This is a genomic window from Streptomyces sp. NPDC055966, from assembly GCF_042269865.1.
GTDB lineage: Bacteria > Actinomycetota > Actinomycetes > Streptomycetales > Streptomycetaceae > Streptomyces.
Window position 1 is genome coordinate 258,817 of sequence record NZ_JBHJYK010000002.1, and the last position, 16,400, is coordinate 275,216.

The following is a 16,400-nucleotide window of genomic DNA, read 5'->3' on the forward strand; positions in this document are numbered from 1 at the left end:
GTGTTTCTTGACCAAGCATTGACCAATGCTTGGTGTGCACGAGACGCGTGAACACACGGAAGGGGGGCGCATGTTCCGAGGTACGACGACCCGGACCCCGTTCGTCCTCCTCGCCGTCACACTGCTCGCGTTCCCGTTCTTCACCCTCGCGGGATCCTTCGCACCCGCGCACACGCCCAGTCAGGCACAGGCCAACGCCGAGCCCGGAATCACCTCCCCCGCCGAGGCGGTACGTGACGGCGCGGGCTCCGCCGCGTGCGCGCAGGAGCACCCGCTCATAGCCGGCCGGGTCGCCGGCACCGACGCCCCGGGCATCCCCGGAGCCGTGGAGCCACGCGCCCCGAAGGCCTCAAGACCCCACACCCCGGCGGCACTTCAGGTCTTCCCCTGCTGACAGCCGGCCGACGCCGGCCCGGCCCCACCGGGCCCTCTCGCTCCCCCCACCATCATCGTTCAACACCGACGCGCCCGTGCAGGCGCGCCAGGAGGAACCACACATATGCAGCCCCTCATCGACAACGCCCGTAGCTTCGGACAGCGCCCTGAGGAGTTCGCCGGACTCGCCGAAGGCCAGTCACCGCAGGTGCTCTTCATCACCTGCTCCGACTCCCGGGTCGTCCCGGCCCTGATCACCGGCGCCCGCCCCGGCCAGCTCTTCGAGCTGCGCACCGCGGGCAACATCGTCCCGCCCCACACCTCACAGCACCCGACCAGCGAGGCCGCCACCATCGAGTACGCCGTGGAGGTGCTCGGCGTCCGCGACATCGTCGTCTGCGGCCACTCGCACTGCGGGGCCGTCGGCGCGCTGGTGCGCGGCGACGACCTGACCGCCGTACCGGCCGTGCGCGACTGGCTGGCACACGCCGCCACCCCGCGCCCGGCCGGCCAGGCCGAGGACCCGGAGGTCGCCAAGGGCGTGCAGGCCCACGTCCTGACCCAGCTGCTGCGGCTGCGCTCGTACCCCTGCGTCGCGCGGAAGCTGACACAGGGTCAACTCGGCCTGCACGCCTGGTACTACGAGGTGCACACGGGCTCCGTACGGGCGCACCGCCCGCAGACCGACACCTTCGAGTCCCTGTGAGCGCATCGATGACCGACGCCAAGCCGACGACCGGCAAGAACCCCCTCATATCCCGGATACCCCGTCTCCCCCACGCGCGGCAGGACTTCGCCGCGTCCCTCGTCGTCTTCCTGGTCGCGCTGCCGCTGTGCGTCGGCGTGGCCGTCGCCTCCGGTGTCCCGGCCGAACTCGGTCTGGTCACCGGCATCGTGGGCGGCCTCGTCACCGGGCTGATGCGCGGCAGCAGCCTCCAGGTGTCGGGGCCCGCCGCCGGCCTGACCGTGCTCGTCTTCGAGGCGGTCAAGGAGCACGGCCTGCCGGTGCTCGGCGTGATCGTGCTCGCCGCCGGAGCGATCCAGATCGCCATGGGCCTGCTGAGGCTGGGCCGTTACTTCCGCGCCATCTCGGTCTCCGTCGTCGAGGGCATGCTGGCCGGAATCGGGCTGGTCCTCGTCGCCGGGCAGCTGTATCCGGCGCTGGCGGCCAAGGCCCCCGACTCCGGGCCGGGCAAGATCGCCGGGCTGCCCGGGGCGTTCTGGGCCGCCTTCGGCGACGGCACGGCCCTGGCCTCGCTCGCCGTCGCGGCGGGCACGGTCGCGGTCCTGCTGCTGTGGAAGCACGTCCCGGCGAAGGCGCGCACGGTCCCCGGCCCGCTGGCCGCGGTCGGTCTCGCCATGCTGGCCGCGTTCGCACTGGACCTGCCGGTGGCCACCGTCGAGGTGCGGGGGCTGCTGGGCGCCGTCCAGCCGCCCCCGCTGAGCGCCTTCGGCGAGCTGGCGGGCGTCGGGGTGCTCGGCACGGTCGTCGCCTTCACGCTGATCGCGTCCGCCGAGTCGCTGTTCAGCGCGGCGGCCGTGGACCGGCTGCACTCCGGGCCGCGCACCGCGTACGACAAGGAGCTGGTCGCCCAGGGCACCGGCAACGCGATCTGCGGGCTGCTCGGCGCGCTGCCGATGACCGCGGTGATCGTGCGCAGCGCGGCCAACGTCCAGGCGGGCGCCCGTACCAAGGCCTCCCGGGTGCTGCACGGCGTGTGGCTGCTGCTGTTCGCCGCGCTGCTGCCCGGTGTGCTGGCGTACATCCCGATCCCGGCGCTCGCCGGCATCCTGATCCACTCGGGCGCCAAGCTGGTGCCGGTCCGGGCCCTCGCGGGGCTGTGGCGCGAGCACCGGGGCGAGGCCCTGATCCTGGCCGTGACGGCGGTCTCGATCGTGGCGGTCAGCATGTTCGAGGGCGTGCTGATCGGCCTGGCGCTCGCGGTGGTCAAGACGGCCTGGGAGGCCTCGCACGTCAGGCTGGAGGTGGTCGACAAGGGCGCGGGTCCGGTCGAGGCCCACCTGTCGGGCAACGCGACCTTCCTGCGGCTGCCGAAGATCCTCGACAGCCTGGAGTCCCTCCCCCAGGACCGCCCGGTCCGCCTGGACCTGACCGGCCTGCACCACCTCGACCACGCCTGTCGTACGGCCCTGGAGAACTGGGCCGAACGCCACAGCGCGGCCGGGACGGAACCGGTGCGGGTCACGGCGGCGCAGGCCGTCTGACCGGTCACCGCCCGGGCCGCCCCGACGGCCGCTGTCCCCGGGCCGGGATGCCGACGCCCCTCGGCATCCCGGCCCGGTCCTCGCGGAGTGCACCGGTCCGCCGGTACCCCTTGCAGAGCGGCCCAACCGGCTTATGGTGACAGCAGCGGACAAAAGCAGACCTCTCCGTGAGGAGGTCACCATGCTCCAGGAGCTGCTGGGCGCCATCGCGGCGGCAGGTTCCGCCGGTCTGGTCTACCTGGCGATGGCGGCCCGGGTGGTCAAGCAGTACGAACGCGGTGTGCTGTTCCGGCTCGGGCGCGTCAGCGGTGAGGCACGGGCGCCGGGCTTCACGCTGGTCATCCCCTTCGTGGACCGGCTGCAGAAGGTCAACATGCAGATCGTGACGATGCCGATCCCGGCCCAGGAGGGCATCACCCGCGACAACGTCACCGTCCGGGTGGACGCGGTCGTCTACTTCAGGGTGGTCGACCCGGAGAGCGCCCTGGTGAAGGTCGAGGACTACAAGTTCGCGGTGTCGCAGATGGCCCAGACGTCGCTCAGGTCGATCATCGGCAAGAGCGACCTGGACGACCTGCTGTCCAACCGCGAGAAGCTCAACCAGGGGCTGGAGCTGATGATCGACAGCCCCGCCGTCGGCTGGGGCATCCAGGTCGACCGGGTCGAGATCAAGGACGTCTCCCTGCCCGACACGATGAAGCGGTCCATGGCCCGCCAGGCCGAGGCGGACCGCGAGCGCCGGGCCCGGATCATCAACGCCGACGCCGAGCTCCAGGCCTCCAAGAAGCTCGCCGAGGCCGCCCAGCAGATGGCCGACACCCCCGCCGCGCTCCAACTGCGGCTGCTCCAGACGGTGATGGCGGTGTCGGCCGAGAAGAACTCCACGCTGGTGCTGCCCATCCCGGTGGAGCTGCTGCACTTCCTGGAGCGGGGCAACAACCCGCAGCAGGCGCCGAACGGTGACACCGCCCCGCAGACACGGGAAGGCGACAGAGCAGTGGGGGCACCCGACGGCGACCGGGCGCTGCGGGCACCGGACGGCGCCGACGCACAGCGCGCCCTGGACGGCGGGAGTACGCAGCACGTGCCGGACGCCGACACGGCGTCACGCGCGCCGGACGGTGACGGCGGGGCACGGTCCGGCTAGCGTGCCGGGCATGCGTAAGAGCGTGGTGGCACCGGCGGTCCTGGCGGCCGTGCTGGGCTGCGTCGCCGGGTGCGGCGGTGCGGGCCGCACGAGCGCCCCGGGCGCCGGCACCCACTCCCCCAAGCCCGCCGCCGCCCGCATCACGGTCACGAGCAGCGCGTACGCCGAGGGCGGCACGATCCCGCGCCGCTTCACCTGCGACGGAGCCGACATCTCCCCGCCGCTCGCCGTCACCGGCGTACCCGCCCGCACGGCGTCCCTTGCCCTGGTCCTACAGGACCTGGACGCCCCGCACGGCACGTTCACGCACTGGCTGGCGTGGGGCATCGGGCGCGGCACCGCGCGTCTCGCCGCGGGGGAGCGCCCGCCGGGCGCGACGCAGGGCCGCAACGGCTTCGGGAGGGCCGGCTACGGCGGCCCCTGCCCGCCCCGCGGCGAGCGCCCGCACCGCTACGTCCTCACGGTGTACGCCACCGACCGCCGCCCGGCACTTTCCCCGGACGCCGCCCCGGCCGACCTCCAGAAGGCCCTGACCGGCCACACGCTCGCCGAGGGAACCCTCACCGGCCGCTACGGCCGCTGAGCCCGCCGACCGGGTGACCGTGCCGCCGCGCCGTCCGGCATTTCGGCATACAAGCGAAGATCTACCCGTACGTTCGCATGATGATCGCGCGAGCATGCCGGATCACCGCGGTCTGTGTCCTGGGCGCGGCGCTCGCCGCCTGCGGCGGTGCGGGCGGTGGCCGTCAGGGCCCGGGCAGGTCCGCCGTACCCGTCTCCATCATCCCTCCCGTCGTACGGCCGCCCGTGCTCGCGCCGGGGCCCGGCGGGCTGACCCCGGTCTTCGAGCACGGCCCGCGCACGCGGGGCAAGGCGGTCGCGCTGACCTTCGACGCCGACATGACCGCCGACGAGGAGCGCCGCGCGGCCGCCGGCGAGCACTTCGACAACCCCGGACTCATCAGCGCCCTGCGCGCGCTGAAGGTGCCGGCGACCGTCTTCATGACCGGCCGGTGGGCCGAGAAGTACCCGGCGCAGGCCCGCGCTCTCGGCCGCGACCCGCGTTTCGAGGTCGCCAACCACTCCTACGGCCACGACGCGTTCACCGCCGACTGCCACGGCTTGCCGGCCCTGCCGGCCGACCGGATGCGCGCGGACGTGGAGCACGCGTACGCCTCCCTGAAGAAGGCGGGCGTGGCGCACCCGATGCCGTACTTCCGCTTCCCCGGCGGCTGTCACGACGAGCGGTCGCTGCGCGCGCTGAGCGGGCTCGGGGTGACGGCGGTGCAGTGGGACGTGGTGAGCGGCGACGCGTTCGCGACGGATGCCGGAGCCGTCGCCCGGCAGGTGCTGGACGGGGTGCGGCCCGGCTCGGTGGTCGTCATGCACTGCACCCGCAGCGCCGCCCCGGCCACCGAGCGGGCCGTCCGCACGGTCGTACCGGAACTGCGCAGGCGCGGCTACCGGTTCGTGAAGGTCTCCGAACTGATCGGGCAGACCGACGGGCACCGGTCAGGGTGAGCGGCGGGAGCTGAGCCAGGCGGCCGTGGCGAAGGCGACGGCGGCGAGCAGGAGCGCCGCGGCCAGCGGCAGCAGCGGCACCGTGATCCGGCCGGTCCGCGAACCGGTGACCAGACCGCTCACCGCGGCCTGCGCCGGGGAGCCGGTGAGCACCACGGACAGCAGCGCGCCCAGCAGCATCGCGGGCACCGCGCGGCCGGTGGAGCGCAGCACCGGCCGGTTGGTGAGCGCGCCGACGGCCGCGCCGATCAGAGCGCAGGCGAGCGTGGCCGGCAGTCCGGCCGCGGCCGCCCTCAGCAGGGGTACGCGTATCTGGTGGCCGTTGTCCGCCGGGGCGCTGATCAGCGTCACCACCGAGGTCGCCACCACCCCGAGCGCCGCCGCCGTGAGCAGCGCGGTCAGCAGGGCGGCGAGGTGGGCGCGGGCGGGGCCGCGCGCGGCGGCGGCACAGGCGCGGGCCGCGTCCGGCTCGCCGGTGGCACAGATCCGCACCAGCCAGGCCGCGACCGGCAGCAGACCGCCGGCCGTGTAGCCGAGCGAGTCGAGGACGGGCTGGCCGCTCTGCACGCCGATTCCTAGGTACGCGGCGTAGAGGAGCACCGGCGGCAGCCAGCGCTGGGAGCGCACCAGCAGGTCCAGCTGGTAGCGCAGGAGTGCGGTCATGGGCGGCTTCCTGGATCGGGGGGTGGCGCGAGGCCGTCGGGGGCCGGTGCGTGGTCCGGGGGCGGGGTGACCCGCACGACGTGCCAGGGCGGGCGGGCCGTGAGCAGGGCGCGCAGCAGGATGTCCGAGTGGGAGGCGGGGACGGTGAGGCGGTAGCCGCCGGGAACCGTCTCCTCGGCGGTGGCGCCGGTCCGTGCCGCCTCGGGCGGCAGCGCCCCGCCGGCCGGCCCCTGCGCGACGATCAGGGCGAGCGGCCCGGCCGGTGAACTCCCGCCGCCCGTACGGGGCTTGAGCGCGCCGTCGAGCACGGTGTACGTCGCGTCCGGTGTTCCGGCCAGCCGGCGCGGGTCGTGGTCGACGAACACCACGGCGCCCCCGGCGGCGGTACGCTCGGCCACGGCCCGCTCCAGCTCGGCCCGCGCCGCCGCGTCCAGCCCGGTCCAGGCCTCGTCCAGCACCAGCAGCTCCGGCTCGCCGAGCAGGGACTGGGCGACGGCGACCTTCTGGCTGCTTCCCTTGGACAGCCGCGCCATCGGGGTGTCGGCGTGGCCGCCGGCGCCGAACCGCTCCAGCCAGGTGCGTGCGGCGTGCCGTGCCGTCGCGCGGCTCAGGCCGTGCACCGTGCCGAGGTGGGTGAGGTAGCCGAGGGGGGTGAAGGGGAGCGCCGAGGGGAAGCGTTCGGGGACGTACGCCGTGCGCGGGCGGCCGGTGACGCGGCCCTCGGTCGGCGCGTCCAGGCGGGCGAGGAGACGCAGGAGGGTGGACTTTCCGGTGCCGTTCGCTCCTTCTATGCGGGTGAGGGTGCCGGGCGCGATGGTGAGGTCGACGCCTCGTAGCACCCAGGGGCCGCGGATGCCGTAGCGGCGGCCTACGGCGGACAGTCGTAAGGCACATTGCATGCGGCCATTGTGGTCGGTCGTGCCGCGGGGACCGCTGCCCTGTCCGGTCCGTGGGCCGGTCACGCCGTGCCGTGTGCCGTTTAAGGTGGGCTGTTGTGAGCCCTGATGCCATGCCCCCGACCGAGCCCGCGACCGACACGCGTGACGAAGCGCCCCAGTTCGTCCTCCCCCTCGTCGTACGGCTGGAGCGCGCCGCGCCGCCCGCCCGCACCGACGCGCTGGAGACGGCCGCCCGTGCCGTGCTCGTGCTGCTCGGGGACGAGCGGGCGCACGGCGACGGCGCGTGGGCCGAGGCGGTACGCGACTGGGAGGACGCGCGGATCCGCAAGGTGGTCCGGCGGGCCCGCGGGGCCGAGTGGCGGCGGGCCGAGGCGCTGCCCGGGATCACGGTGACCGGCAAGTCGGCCGAGGTACGGGTGTTCCCGCCGGTCCCGCTCGACGGCTGGCCCAAGGACCTGGCCAGACTCCAGGTGTCCGGCACCGAGCTGGACGACCCTGAGCCGCCCGCCGCGCCCGATCCGGCCCAGCCCGTGCTGTGGCTCAACCCGGAGCTGGAGATGTCCGCCGGCAAGGCCATGGCCCAGGCCGGGCATGGCGCGCAACTGGCCTGGTGGGCGCTGCCGGAGGCGGAGCGCGCGGCCTGGCGGGACACGGGCTTCGCGCTCGCCGTCCGCACCGCCGGCCCGACCGACTGGACGCGGCTGACCGGCAGCGGGCTGCCGGTGGTGCGTGACGCCGGCTTCACCGAGATCGCGCCGGGCTCGTGCACGGTCGTCGCCGATCACCCGGCACTGCGCTAGCAGGGGCCGGCGCGATGACGCGGGTCGACGGCCGGGTCGAACGGGGCAACCGCACCCGGCAGTTGGTGCTGCGCCGCACGGTGGAGATCGCCTCGGTGGAGGGCCTGGAGGCGCTCACCGTCGGACGGCTCGCCACCGAGCTGGAGCTGAGCAAGAGCGGGGTGTTCGCGCTGTTCGGCTCCAAGCAGGAGCTTCAGCTGGCCACCGTGCGGGAGGCCGCGCGGATCTTCACCGAGCGGGTGCTCCGGCCCGCGGCGCAGACCCCGGCCGGGGTGGGGCGCGTGTGGCGGCTGTGCGAGCTGTGGCTGGAGTACTCACGCGGCCGGGTGTTCCCCGGCGGCTGCTTCTTCTACGGCGTCATGGCCGAGTACGACGCCCGGACCGGGCCGCTGCACGACGCCGCGGTCCGCGCCCAGCGCGACTGGTCGGCGCACGTGGAGCGCACGATCGACGAGGCCCGTACGGCGGGTGAGCTGCGCGCGGACACGGACGTCCCGCAACTCGCCTTCGAAGTCGTGGCGTTGCTGGAGACGGCGAACGCCCTGTCCGTCCTGCACGACGAGGAGAGCGTGTACCGCAGGGCGCGGGTGGCCGTCGCGGCGCGGCTGCGGGATGCGGCCGTGGACGGCGTCCCGCTCCCTCAAGTCCCGTGATCCGGCACCCGGCTGGAGCCCGGACCGGGTTTCCCGAAAAAAGAGCACGACCGTTCGCTTTGTTTTATGCTCGGGCCATGACTGTGACCGGAACGGACTTCGTGGAACTCGACCGGATCGCCGTCCAGGAGGCCGTGCGCGTGGTGGACCTGGCCACGCCCGCGGACTGGACGCGGGACACCCCCTGCGCCGGCTGGGACCTGCGCCGGCTCGTCGCCCACATGACCGCACAGCACTTCGGGTTCGCCGCCGCGGCGCGCGGCGCGGGGCGGCGGCCGGAGCACTGGCGGGACCCCGAGGACATGAGCGAGCCCGCCCGGACCCACCGCTCGGCCGCCGCCTCGGTGCTCGCGGCGTTCGCCGAACCGGGCGTGCAGGGACGGGAGTTCACCCTGCCGGAGCTGGGCGGCGACTTCCCCGGCGACCGAGCGGTCAGCTTCCACTTCATCGACTACGTCGTCCACGCCTGGGACGTGGCGGCCACCCTCGGCATCCCCGTGCGGTTCCCCGCACACGTCCTCGCCGCCGCCCGCGCCGTGGCCCGCGCGGTACCGGCCGACCCCGCCCGGCGCGGCCCCGGCTTCGCGTTCGCCCCGCCCCTGACGGTGGCCGAGGGCTCCGGCACGCTGGAGGAGATCCTGCGCGTGCTGGGCCGCGGCCCCGAGCGGTGGCCCGTGCGGGGCTGAACCTCAAATGTTGCTCTGAACGCGACGGGAAGGGGATTCGGCACCGCCCGCCGGGGCGATACCTCCGTCATTCGCACGAGGGGACACGACGGGACACGAGGGGAGGGGTCATGCGGGGAAGGGCCATGGGGCGGCTGGGCGCGGGGATCGGCTGGCGGCCGGAGATCGCGGACGCCGTGGAGCGGATGCCGGGGATCGACTGGGTGGAGGTCGTGGCGGAGAACGTCTGCCCGGGGCACCTCCCTCAGTCGCTGCTGCGGCTGCGCGAGCGCGGCGTGACCGTGATCCCGCACGGGGTCTCCCTGGGGCTCGGCGATGCCGACCGCCCGGACGAGGGGCGGCTGACGGCGCTGGCGGAGCGGGCGGAGGCCCTCGGTTCCCCGCTGGTCACCGAGCACATCGCGTTCGTGCGGGCGGGCGGGGCGCTCACCGCGTCCCCCCTGCTGGAGGCCGGGCACCTGCTGCCGGTGCCGCGCACCCGGGACGCCCTGGACGTGCTGTGCGAGAACGTCCGCATCGCGCAGGACGCCCTGCCGGTGCCGCTGGCGCTGGAGAACATCGCCGCGCTGTTCTCCTGGCCGGGCGAGGAGCTGACCGAGGCGCAGTTCCTGTCCGAGCTGGTCGAGCGCACCGGCGTACGGCTGCTGATCGATGTGGCCAACCTGCACACCAACCACGTCAACCGGGGCGAGGACCCGGTCCGGGCGCTGGCCGGTCTGCCGCTGGAGGCGCTCGCCTACGTCCATGTCGCGGGCGGCTTCGAGCGCGACGGGGTGTGGCACGACAGCCACGCCCACCCCGTGCCGCGCCCGGTCCTGGACATCCTGACCGAGCTCGCCGCCCGGACCACGCCGCCCGGAGTGCTGCTGGAGCGCGACGAGAACTTCCCCGAACCGACCGAACTGGAAAGGGAGTTGACCCTGATCCGGGACGCGGTGACGGCCGGGCGGGAACGAGCCGGCACCGGTGGCGGCACGGGGGCCGCCACCGGTGCCCCCACCTCGGGCGCGGGTGACGCCGGCGGTACGGGCAGCGCCGCCGCCGGTGCCGCGCGGGCGGACGGAGGCGGCGTCGCCGTGCTCGCGCGGCCCGTGGAGGCCGCGCGTGAGCGGGTCGGCGTCGCCCAGGCCGCCGTGCTGTCCTCGCTGGTGGCGGGGACACCGGTGCCGGAGGGGTTCGACCGGGCCCGGATGCGGGTCCAGGCCCGGGCCCTCGCGGCGAAGCGGGCCGACGTGGTGGCGAAGGTGGCTCCGGAGCTGCCGGTGATCCTCGGCGCGGGGTACCGGGAGCTGTTCCTGGAGTACGCGCGCGAGCAGCCGATGAGCGGGGGGTACCGCCGAGACGCCCTGACCTTCGCCGGCCACCTGCTGCACGCCGGCCGCCCGCGGGAGGCGGGGGCGCGCCGGGAGCTGCGGGAGTGGTGGCTGGACCGGTCGGGGCCGGCGCCGAGGCGGCCCGGCGGGCGGGTGGCCCGGATGGCCCGGAAGGTGCTGCCGGGCCACCGGGGCTGAGCGGGAAGTGAGGTCGCTCACCGGTACCGACCCGGTGCAAGCGCCCCAAAGAGGCACGGGGCCGTACTCATGTGCGGCTCCGCCGCGTGGCCGCGACCAGCCACAACGTGCCGGCGGTCGCCGACGCACCGCACGGAAACGGCGATCATGCGCGCACCTCGCCCAGGCCCCGCAGAGAACCGGCGCCAGTAATATGCCAAGCCGCACCACATCCCCCCTGCACACGCGTGCGGTGCGCTACAGGAGGCGCCATGCGACCCCGACCCCCGATCAAGGGCCGAGGCATATTCAGCGGCACCGGGCTGGTCATCGCGGCACTCGCGACCACCGCGGCGGCACTGCTCTACCCGATCTGGTCCTACGCCGACCGGCAGGACACGGCCGACGCGAGCACGCTGAGCACGCAGACCGTCACCACCCCCTACGGTCCGCTGTCGGCCCAGGACAAGGACTTCATCACCAAGGTGCGGCTCGCGGGGCTCTGGGAGCTGCCCGCCGGCGAGCTGGCGGAGCAGAAGGGCACCACGACGGCCGTCCGCACCGCGGGCCAGCACCTGGTCGACGGGCACACCTCGCTGGACGCGCACCTCCGCACGGTCGCCGGCCAGCTCGGCGTTCCCCTGCCGAACGAGCCGAACGCCCAGCAGAAGCAGTGGCTCGCGAACCTGAACGGCGCGCAGGGCGAGGACTTCGACCGCGACTTCGCCGCCGTGCTGCGCCTCGCGCACGGCCGGGTGTACGCGCTGGCCGCCCAGGTCCGGGCCGACACCCAGAACTCCCTGGTCCGCGATCTCGCCGACGACGCCAACGCGACCGTCCTCGACCACATCAAGGTCCTGGAGGCGACGGGGTACGTCGACTTCGCCACGCTCGCCCGGGAGCTGGCGGCCTCCCCCACCCCGGTGCCGACCCCGCCGGCGGTCGCCCCGAGCACCGCCGTCCCGCTGACGCCGTCGCCGGCCCCGTCGTACTCCCTGCCGCCCGCCACCGCCGGGCCGAGCACCCCCTGACCACGCCGACCGCCCGGAACGGAACGTCACATACCGGCCACACTGCGTCCGGATGGTGAAAAGGGCATGGCGCTCACCCAGGCCGTCGGCATAGAAACTTGTCATGTTCTGGGTTCTTCTCCTGCTCCTGGCCTGGGCTTTCGCCGGTACGGCGTGCACCCGGCTGTGTCTTGCGGCCGTACACGCGGCGGCACCGGACGCGGCCGGTGCCGCGGTGGACCAGGAACGCGCGCACGCGTTGACGCTGTACGAGGCGGCCTTCCTCTCCGGCGGTCCCGCCCGGGTCGCCGATGTGACGATGGTCTCGATGGCCCGGCAGCGGCGCCTGCTGCTCGCGCACACCGGCTGGGCCACGGTGGTGGACCCGCGGGGGCACGACGAGATCGAGCAGTCCGTCATCGGGGCCATCGGGCCGCAGGGCCAGTCCCGGATCCAGCCCGTACGGGCCCGCGCGGCCGGTGCCGAGGCCGTACGGCGGCTCGCCGACCGGCTGGAACGCGCCGGGCTCGCCGTCCCCGACGGTGCCGGCACGACCGTCGCGGCGGCCGTGCGCCAGGTACGGGCGGGCGCGCTGGCCGTGGCGGCGCTCGGCGTGAGCGCGCTGCTGCTGCCCCTGCCCACCGGGACCCCGCGGCTGCTGGTCGGCCTGTGGTTCGCCCTGCCGCTCATGCTCTCCCTGAGCTGCCTCGCCATCACCCGGTTCGAGGTGCAGCCGTACTCCCGCTGGGCCTCGCCCGCCGGGCTGCGGCTGCTGGACGGCCTGACCCGCAGGCCGGCCGGGGACGAGCGGTCGTTCCTCACCTCCGTCGCCGTGCGCGGGATCCGGGCGATCGGCGAGCCGGAACTGCGCGCGGCCTTCACCCATCGCGACCAGCCCTGGCGGGAGTGAGGGCGGCTGCAGGGGGCGCATCGGGGGCATTGGGGCCGACACCGGCCCGATGGTGCTTGCCTTCCCCCACGGCCGAACGAAACATCCCTTGTGATGTCGCCGGGGCGTGGCAGTCGTGCCATCGCCGTCGCCGCACCGAAGGGATACGCGATGAGAGCTGCCGCCCTGTACTCGGCCGCCGGGTCCTTGCTCCTGACCACCCTGGCCGCCGCCCCGGCGGGACACGCTCTCGACGCCGGGCGCGCTCTGCCCGGCGCGCCCGGTGTGCCCGGCGCGGCCGAGCTGCGCGGCACCGCCGTGGCCGCGGCCCGCGCCCGCGCGCGGGGCATCGACTTCGGCGCGTGCTCGCGCGCCGACATCCCCGCGGCGGCGGGCTCCGTGCGGTGCGGCACGGTGAGCGTCCCGCTCGACTACGCCCGCCCGGACGGGCCGCAGATCAAGCTGACCGTCAGCCGGGCCGAGGCGACGCAGAAGGACCCGCGCGACAGCGAGCGGCGGGTACCCCGGCAGGGCGCCCTCGTCTACAACCCGGGCGGCCCCGGCGCCTCCAGCATGGTCTTCCCGCTGATCGGCGCCGTCCCGCAGTGGAAGCAGGTCGCCGCCGCGTACGACCTCGTCGGCTACGCCCCGCGCGGTGTGGGCCGCTCGGCGCCGCTGTCCTGCGAGGACCCCCGGCGCCTCGCCACGGCGCCCGGCGCGGCGCCGGTGCATCCGTCGGCGGCCTACAAGCGGGAGCGGATCGCCCGGGCGAAGGCGTACGCGCGCGGCTGCGCCCGGCGCTCCGGCAGCGGGCTGCGCCACTACACCTCGCTGAACAACGCCCGTGACCTGGACGTCCTGCGGGCCGCGCTGGGCGAGGACCGGCTGACGTTCGTGGGGGCGTCGTACGGCACGTACTTCGGTGCGCTGTACGCCTCGATGTTCCCCTCACACCTGCGGCGCATGGTGCTGGACGCACCGGTGAACCCGGATCCGGAGAACATCTGGTACCGCTCCAACCTGGACCAGTCGGCCGCGTTCGAGCGGCGCTGGGCGGACTTCAAGGGCTGGATCGCCCGCCACGACGACGTCTACGGGCTCGGGAACACCGCCGGGAAGGTACAGCGCGGCTACGACACCGCGCGCGAGCGCCTGGCTCGGAAGGCGGCGGACGGGAAGGTCGGCCCCAGCCAGCTCCAGGACGCGTTCCTGGGCGCCGGCTACTACGACGACGACTGGCCGAGCCGGGCGGCCGCGCTCTCGGCCTATCTCAAGGGCGACCCGAAGCCGCTGGTCCGGCTGGCCGCGGCGGGGCCGGACCCGGCCGCGCGGGCGGCGGCGGAGAACAGCAACGCGGTGTACACGGCGGTGGAGTGCAACGACGCCCCCTGGCCGACGGACTGGAAGACATGGGACCGGGACAACACCCGGCTCGCCCGCGTGGCGCCGTTCGAGACCTGGGACAACGCGTGGATGAACCTGCCGTGCGCCTACTGGCCGGCGCCGCGGCAGAAGCCGCTGGACGTGCGGACCCGGCCCGGTGAGCTGCCGCCGGTGCTGATCCTGGCGGCCGAGCGGGACGCGGCGGCGCCGTACACGGGGGCGCTGGAGATGAACCGGCGGCTGGCCGGTTCGGTCCTGGTGACCGAGCGGGACGCGGGCACCCACGGCATCGCGGGCGGCGCCAACGCGTGCGTCAACGGCCACTTCTGGGCGTACCTGCTCAACGGCCGGGTCCCGGGGCGGCACGCGTCGTGCGCACCGCACCAGGAGCCCCGGCCGACCGCTTCGGCCGGCAAGGGCACGAAGTCCCCGCGGGGTTAGGCCAGGCCCGCCACCAGGTCCGCGACGTCCTTGCGGCGGCCCGTGTAGAACGGGATCTCCTCGCGGACGTGCCGGCGGGCCTCGGAGCCGCGCAGGTGGCGCATGAGGTCGACGATGCGGTACAGCTCGTCGGCCTCGAAGGCCAGGACCCACTCGTAGTCGCCGAGGGAGAACGAGGCGACCGTGTTGGCGCGCACGTCGGGGTAGCCGCGGGCCATCTTGCCGTGGTCGGCGAGCATGCGGCGACGGTCCTCGTCGGGCAGCAGGTACCAGTCGTAGGAGCGCACGAAGGGGTAGACGCTCACGTAGTTGCGCGGCGTCTCGTCGGCGAGGAACGCCGGGATGTGCGAGCGGTTGAACTCGGCCGGGCGGTGCAGCGCCATGTTGGACCACACGGGCTCCAGGGCGCGGCCGAGCTTCGTGCGCCGGAAGAGGTTGTACGCCTCCTGGAGCTGGTCGCTGGTCTCGGCGTGCCACCAGATCATGAGGTCGGCGTCGGCGCGCAGGCCGGAGACGTCGTAGGTGCCGCGGACCGTGACGTCCTTGGCGGCGAGCTGGTCGAACAGCTCCTGGACCTCGTCGGCGTAACCCGCGCGGTCCTCGGGCAGCACGTCCTTCAGCTTGAAGACCGACCACAGGGTGTAACGGATGACCTCGTTGAGGTCCTTGGCCAGCTTGCCCTTGTTCGGGATCCTGCCGGGCTCGGTGGTGGGGGCGTCGTCGCTCATGGTTCCTATTCTCCCGCTCCGCCGTGGAGGCTTTGCACCGGGTTGGCCGCCAGCTCCCGGATTCCGGTCGGATCGCCGCCGAGCCGGTCGACGGCGGCATGGGCGCTCGCGATGCAGGCCGGGATGCCGACGCCGTCGTACGGCGCGCCGCACACCGCGAGGCCCGGCAGCTTCGCCACGTGCTCGCGGATGCGGGCCACGCGCGCGTGGTGCCCGACCGGGTACTGCGGCAGGCCGTCGGTCCAGCGGGTGACCCGGGTCCGGAGGGGTTCGGCGTCCAGGCCGGTGGCCTCGCGCAAGTCGTGCCGGGAGACCTCGACCAGGGCGGCGTCGTCGCGCTGGAGGATCTCCGTCTCGCCGTACCGGCCCACGGACGTGCGCAGCACGACCACGTCCGGGTCCTCCTTCGCGATCCAGCCCCACTTGTGGGAGGCGAACGTGGACGCCTTGATGGTGCGGCCGTCGACCGGCGGGACCAGGAAGCCGCTGCCCTCGGGGAGCCTCAGTCCGGCGCGCCGGTAGGCGAGCGTGACCAGGGCCATCGACGCGTACTCGATCGAGCGCAGTTCGGCGGCGGCCGCCGGGGACTCGGCGCCCAGCAGCCCGGCGGCCGCAGGGGCCGGGACGGCGAGGACGACCGCGTCGGCGCGCAGCGCCCGCTCCCCGGCGACCACCCGCCAGCCGCCGTCGGCCTCCCGGCGCAGCTCGCGCACGGGCGTCCCTGTGCGGATCTCGCCGCCGCGCGCGCGGACGGCGTCGGCGACCGCGAGCGGCAGCGTGCCCACGCCGCCCTCGATGCCCATGAAGACCGGGCCGGTCTGCCGGTCGGCGGCCGCCCTGGCCTGGATCTCGCGGACTCCTTCGGTGAGCGAGGTGTGGCTGCGGGCCGCCTGGAAGAGCTGGGGAACGGCCGAGCGCATCGAGATGCGGTACGCGTCGCCCGCGTAGACCCCGCCGAGCAGGGGCTCGACGAGGCGGTCGACGACCTCGCGGCCGAGCCGGGCGGCGACGTACTCCCCCACGGCCACGTCGTCGCCGACCTCGGTGCGCGGCAGGTCGGCGTCGCGCCCGATGCGGGCGAGGCCCTCGGCGGACAGCACGCCGGTGAGGGCGGCGGCGGTGCCGGGCACGCCCATCACATGGCCCTTGGGCATGGGCCGCAGGGCGCCCCGGGTCCAGATCGAGGCGGTCGCGGTGGCCGGCGGCTGCAGGCGCTCATCGAGCCCGACCTCGCGCGCGAGGGCCACCGCCTCGGGGCGGCGGGCGAGCATCGACTCGGCGCCCAGGTCGACCCGCACGCCCGCGATCTCGCCGGGCAGCAGCTTGCCGCCGACCCGGTCCGCGGCCTCCAGCACGGTCACGCGCGCGCCCCGGCCCAGCAGCCGGTGGGCGGCGGCCAGCCCGGCGATCCCGGCTCCGATGACGACGACATGCCCCGTACGCGTACCCGTTGCGCTCATGCCCTCCACTCTCTCAGACCCCTCTGACA

General features: G+C 74.6%; 17 protein-coding genes. 13 read left to right on the forward strand and 4 right to left on the reverse strand.

All coding sequences use genetic code 11. The features are described from left to right. The first annotated feature begins 70 nt into the window (after positions 1–70). From ACFC8N_RS05480 to ACFC8N_RS05505, 6 genes are all read left to right on the forward strand, one after another. Positions 71–394 (forward strand): hypothetical protein, encoded by a 324-nt coding sequence (locus ACFC8N_RS05480; RefSeq protein ID WP_356021766.1) that lies wholly within the window; start codon positions 71–73, stop codon positions 392–394. A gap of 105 nt (positions 395–499) precedes the next feature. Continuing rightward, complete coding sequence (locus tag ACFC8N_RS05485; protein ID WP_356021764.1) at positions 500–1,081, forward strand: carbonic anhydrase; 582 nt, start codon at positions 500–502, stop codon at positions 1,079–1,081. Between the two features lie 8 nt (positions 1,082–1,089). Further along, a complete protein-coding gene (locus ACFC8N_RS05490; protein ID WP_376286660.1) occupies positions 1,090–2,601 on the forward strand; it encodes a SulP family inorganic anion transporter in 1,512 nt (503 codons plus the stop codon). Positions 2,602–2,782: 181 nt separating this feature from the next. Beyond that, entirely contained in the window at positions 2,783–3,748 is a 966-nt protein-coding gene (locus tag ACFC8N_RS05495; RefSeq protein WP_376286663.1) for a slipin family protein, read from the forward strand. 10 nt (positions 3,749–3,758) lie between these two features. Next, complete coding sequence (locus tag ACFC8N_RS05500) at positions 3,759–4,331, forward strand: YbhB/YbcL family Raf kinase inhibitor-like protein (RefSeq protein ID WP_376286666.1); 573 nt, start codon at positions 3,759–3,761, stop codon at positions 4,329–4,331. An 80-nt stretch (positions 4,332–4,411) separates the two neighbouring features. Further along, on the forward strand, positions 4,412–5,269 hold the full coding sequence (locus tag ACFC8N_RS05505; RefSeq protein ID WP_376286668.1) for a polysaccharide deacetylase family protein: 858 nt from the start codon (positions 4,412–4,414) through the stop codon (positions 5,267–5,269). Here ACFC8N_RS05505 and ACFC8N_RS05510 read toward each other — a convergent pair. Together ACFC8N_RS05510 and ACFC8N_RS05515 are read right to left on the reverse strand one after the other, a co-directional pair. Beyond that, positions 5,261–5,932 carry an ABC transporter gene (locus ACFC8N_RS05510; RefSeq protein ID WP_356021754.1) on the reverse strand — a complete coding sequence of 224 codons (672 nt, stop codon included), beginning with the start codon at positions 5,930–5,932 and terminating at the stop codon, positions 5,261–5,263. The two genes, ACFC8N_RS05505 and ACFC8N_RS05510, sit on opposite strands and share 9 nt — an antisense overlap. Then, entirely contained in the window at positions 5,929–6,831 is a 903-nt protein-coding gene (locus tag ACFC8N_RS05515; protein ID WP_376286671.1) for an ATP-binding cassette domain-containing protein, read from the reverse strand. Before ACFC8N_RS05515 ends, ACFC8N_RS05510 begins: the two co-directional genes overlap by 4 nt. Positions 6,832–6,941: 110 nt before the next feature. Between ACFC8N_RS05515 and ACFC8N_RS05520 the strand changes: the two genes are divergently transcribed. From ACFC8N_RS05520 to ACFC8N_RS05550, 7 genes are all read left to right on the forward strand, one after another. Further along, positions 6,942–7,631, forward strand: coding sequence for a peptidyl-tRNA hydrolase (locus ACFC8N_RS05520; protein WP_356021966.1), 690 nt, complete (start codon positions 6,942–6,944; stop codon positions 7,629–7,631). Between the two features lie 14 nt (positions 7,632–7,645). Then, positions 7,646–8,284 carry a TetR family transcriptional regulator C-terminal domain-containing protein gene (locus ACFC8N_RS05525; protein ID WP_362821124.1) on the forward strand — a complete coding sequence of 213 codons (639 nt, stop codon included), beginning with the start codon at positions 7,646–7,648 and terminating at the stop codon, positions 8,282–8,284. 77 nt (positions 8,285–8,361) lie between these two features. After that, on the forward strand, positions 8,362–8,970 hold the full coding sequence (locus ACFC8N_RS05530) for a TIGR03086 family metal-binding protein (RefSeq protein WP_376286675.1): 609 nt from the start codon (positions 8,362–8,364) through the stop codon (positions 8,968–8,970). Between the two features lie 125 nt (positions 8,971–9,095). Continuing rightward, positions 9,096–10,481 (forward strand): DUF692 domain-containing protein, encoded by a 1,386-nt coding sequence (locus ACFC8N_RS05535; protein WP_376287114.1) that lies wholly within the window; start codon positions 9,096–9,098, stop codon positions 10,479–10,481. A gap of 251 nt (positions 10,482–10,732) precedes the next feature. After that, on the forward strand, positions 10,733–11,491 hold the full coding sequence (locus ACFC8N_RS05540; protein WP_376286677.1) for a DUF4142 domain-containing protein: 759 nt from the start codon (positions 10,733–10,735) through the stop codon (positions 11,489–11,491). 103 nt (positions 11,492–11,594) lie between these two features. Further along, positions 11,595–12,380 (forward strand): TIGR04222 domain-containing membrane protein, encoded by a 786-nt coding sequence (locus ACFC8N_RS05545; RefSeq protein ID WP_376286680.1) that lies wholly within the window; start codon positions 11,595–11,597, stop codon positions 12,378–12,380. Between the two features lie 150 nt (positions 12,381–12,530). Beyond that, positions 12,531–14,183 (forward strand): alpha/beta hydrolase, encoded by a 1,653-nt coding sequence (locus ACFC8N_RS05550; RefSeq protein WP_362821120.1) that lies wholly within the window; start codon positions 12,531–12,533, stop codon positions 14,181–14,183. On the opposite strand, the gene hemQ is transcribed toward ACFC8N_RS05550, so the two are convergent. Both hemQ and hemG read right to left on the reverse strand, forming a co-directional pair. Next, positions 14,180–14,911: a hydrogen peroxide-dependent heme synthase gene (gene hemQ / locus ACFC8N_RS05555; RefSeq protein WP_071373478.1), complete on the reverse strand. Its 732-nt coding sequence runs from the start codon at positions 14,909–14,911 to the stop codon at positions 14,180–14,182. The two genes, ACFC8N_RS05550 and hemQ, sit on opposite strands and share 4 nt — an antisense overlap. Before the next feature lie 5 nt (positions 14,912–14,916). After that, positions 14,917–16,371, reverse strand: coding sequence for a protoporphyrinogen oxidase (hemG, locus tag ACFC8N_RS05560; RefSeq protein WP_362821119.1), 1,455 nt, complete (start codon positions 16,369–16,371; stop codon positions 14,917–14,919). Between the last annotated feature and the right edge of the window lie 29 nt (positions 16,372–16,400).

Bases quoted from the DNA above. Each gene is read 5' to 3' on its own strand.
- ACFC8N_RS05480 (WP_356021766.1), top strand. From the start codon at position 71: ATGTTCCGAGGTACGACGACCCGGACCCCGTTCGTCCTCCTCGCCGTC.
- ACFC8N_RS05485 (WP_356021764.1), top strand. From the start codon at position 500: ATGCAGCCCCTCATCGACAACGCCCGTAGCTTCGGACAGCGCCCTGAG.
- ACFC8N_RS05490 (WP_376286660.1), top strand. From the start codon at position 1,090: ATGACCGACGCCAAGCCGACGACCGGCAAGAACCCCCTCATATCCCGG.
- ACFC8N_RS05495 (WP_376286663.1), top strand. From the start codon at position 2,783: ATGCTCCAGGAGCTGCTGGGCGCCATCGCGGCGGCAGGTTCCGCCGGT.
- ACFC8N_RS05500 (WP_376286666.1), top strand. From the start codon at position 3,759: ATGCGTAAGAGCGTGGTGGCACCGGCGGTCCTGGCGGCCGTGCTGGGC.
- ACFC8N_RS05505 (WP_376286668.1), top strand. From the start codon at position 4,412: ATGATCGCGCGAGCATGCCGGATCACCGCGGTCTGTGTCCTGGGCGCG.
- ACFC8N_RS05510 (WP_356021754.1), bottom strand. From the start codon at position 5,932: ATGACCGCACTCCTGCGCTACCAGCTGGACCTGCTGGTGCGCTCCCAG.
- ACFC8N_RS05515 (WP_376286671.1), bottom strand. From the start codon at position 6,831: ATGCAATGTGCCTTACGACTGTCCGCCGTAGGCCGCCGCTACGGCATC.
- ACFC8N_RS05520 (WP_356021966.1), top strand. From the start codon at position 6,942: ATGCCCCCGACCGAGCCCGCGACCGACACGCGTGACGAAGCGCCCCAG.
- ACFC8N_RS05525 (WP_362821124.1), top strand. From the start codon at position 7,646: ATGACGCGGGTCGACGGCCGGGTCGAACGGGGCAACCGCACCCGGCAG.
- ACFC8N_RS05530 (WP_376286675.1), top strand. From the start codon at position 8,362: ATGACTGTGACCGGAACGGACTTCGTGGAACTCGACCGGATCGCCGTC.
- ACFC8N_RS05535 (WP_376287114.1), top strand. From the start codon at position 9,096: ATGGGGCGGCTGGGCGCGGGGATCGGCTGGCGGCCGGAGATCGCGGAC.
- ACFC8N_RS05540 (WP_376286677.1), top strand. From the start codon at position 10,733: ATGCGACCCCGACCCCCGATCAAGGGCCGAGGCATATTCAGCGGCACC.
- ACFC8N_RS05545 (WP_376286680.1), top strand. From the start codon at position 11,595: ATGTTCTGGGTTCTTCTCCTGCTCCTGGCCTGGGCTTTCGCCGGTACG.
- ACFC8N_RS05550 (WP_362821120.1), top strand. From the start codon at position 12,531: ATGAGAGCTGCCGCCCTGTACTCGGCCGCCGGGTCCTTGCTCCTGACC.
- hemQ (WP_071373478.1), bottom strand. From the start codon at position 14,911: ATGAGCGACGACGCCCCCACCACCGAGCCCGGCAGGATCCCGAACAAG.
- hemG (WP_362821119.1), bottom strand. From the start codon at position 16,371: ATGAGCGCAACGGGTACGCGTACGGGGCATGTCGTCGTCATCGGAGCC.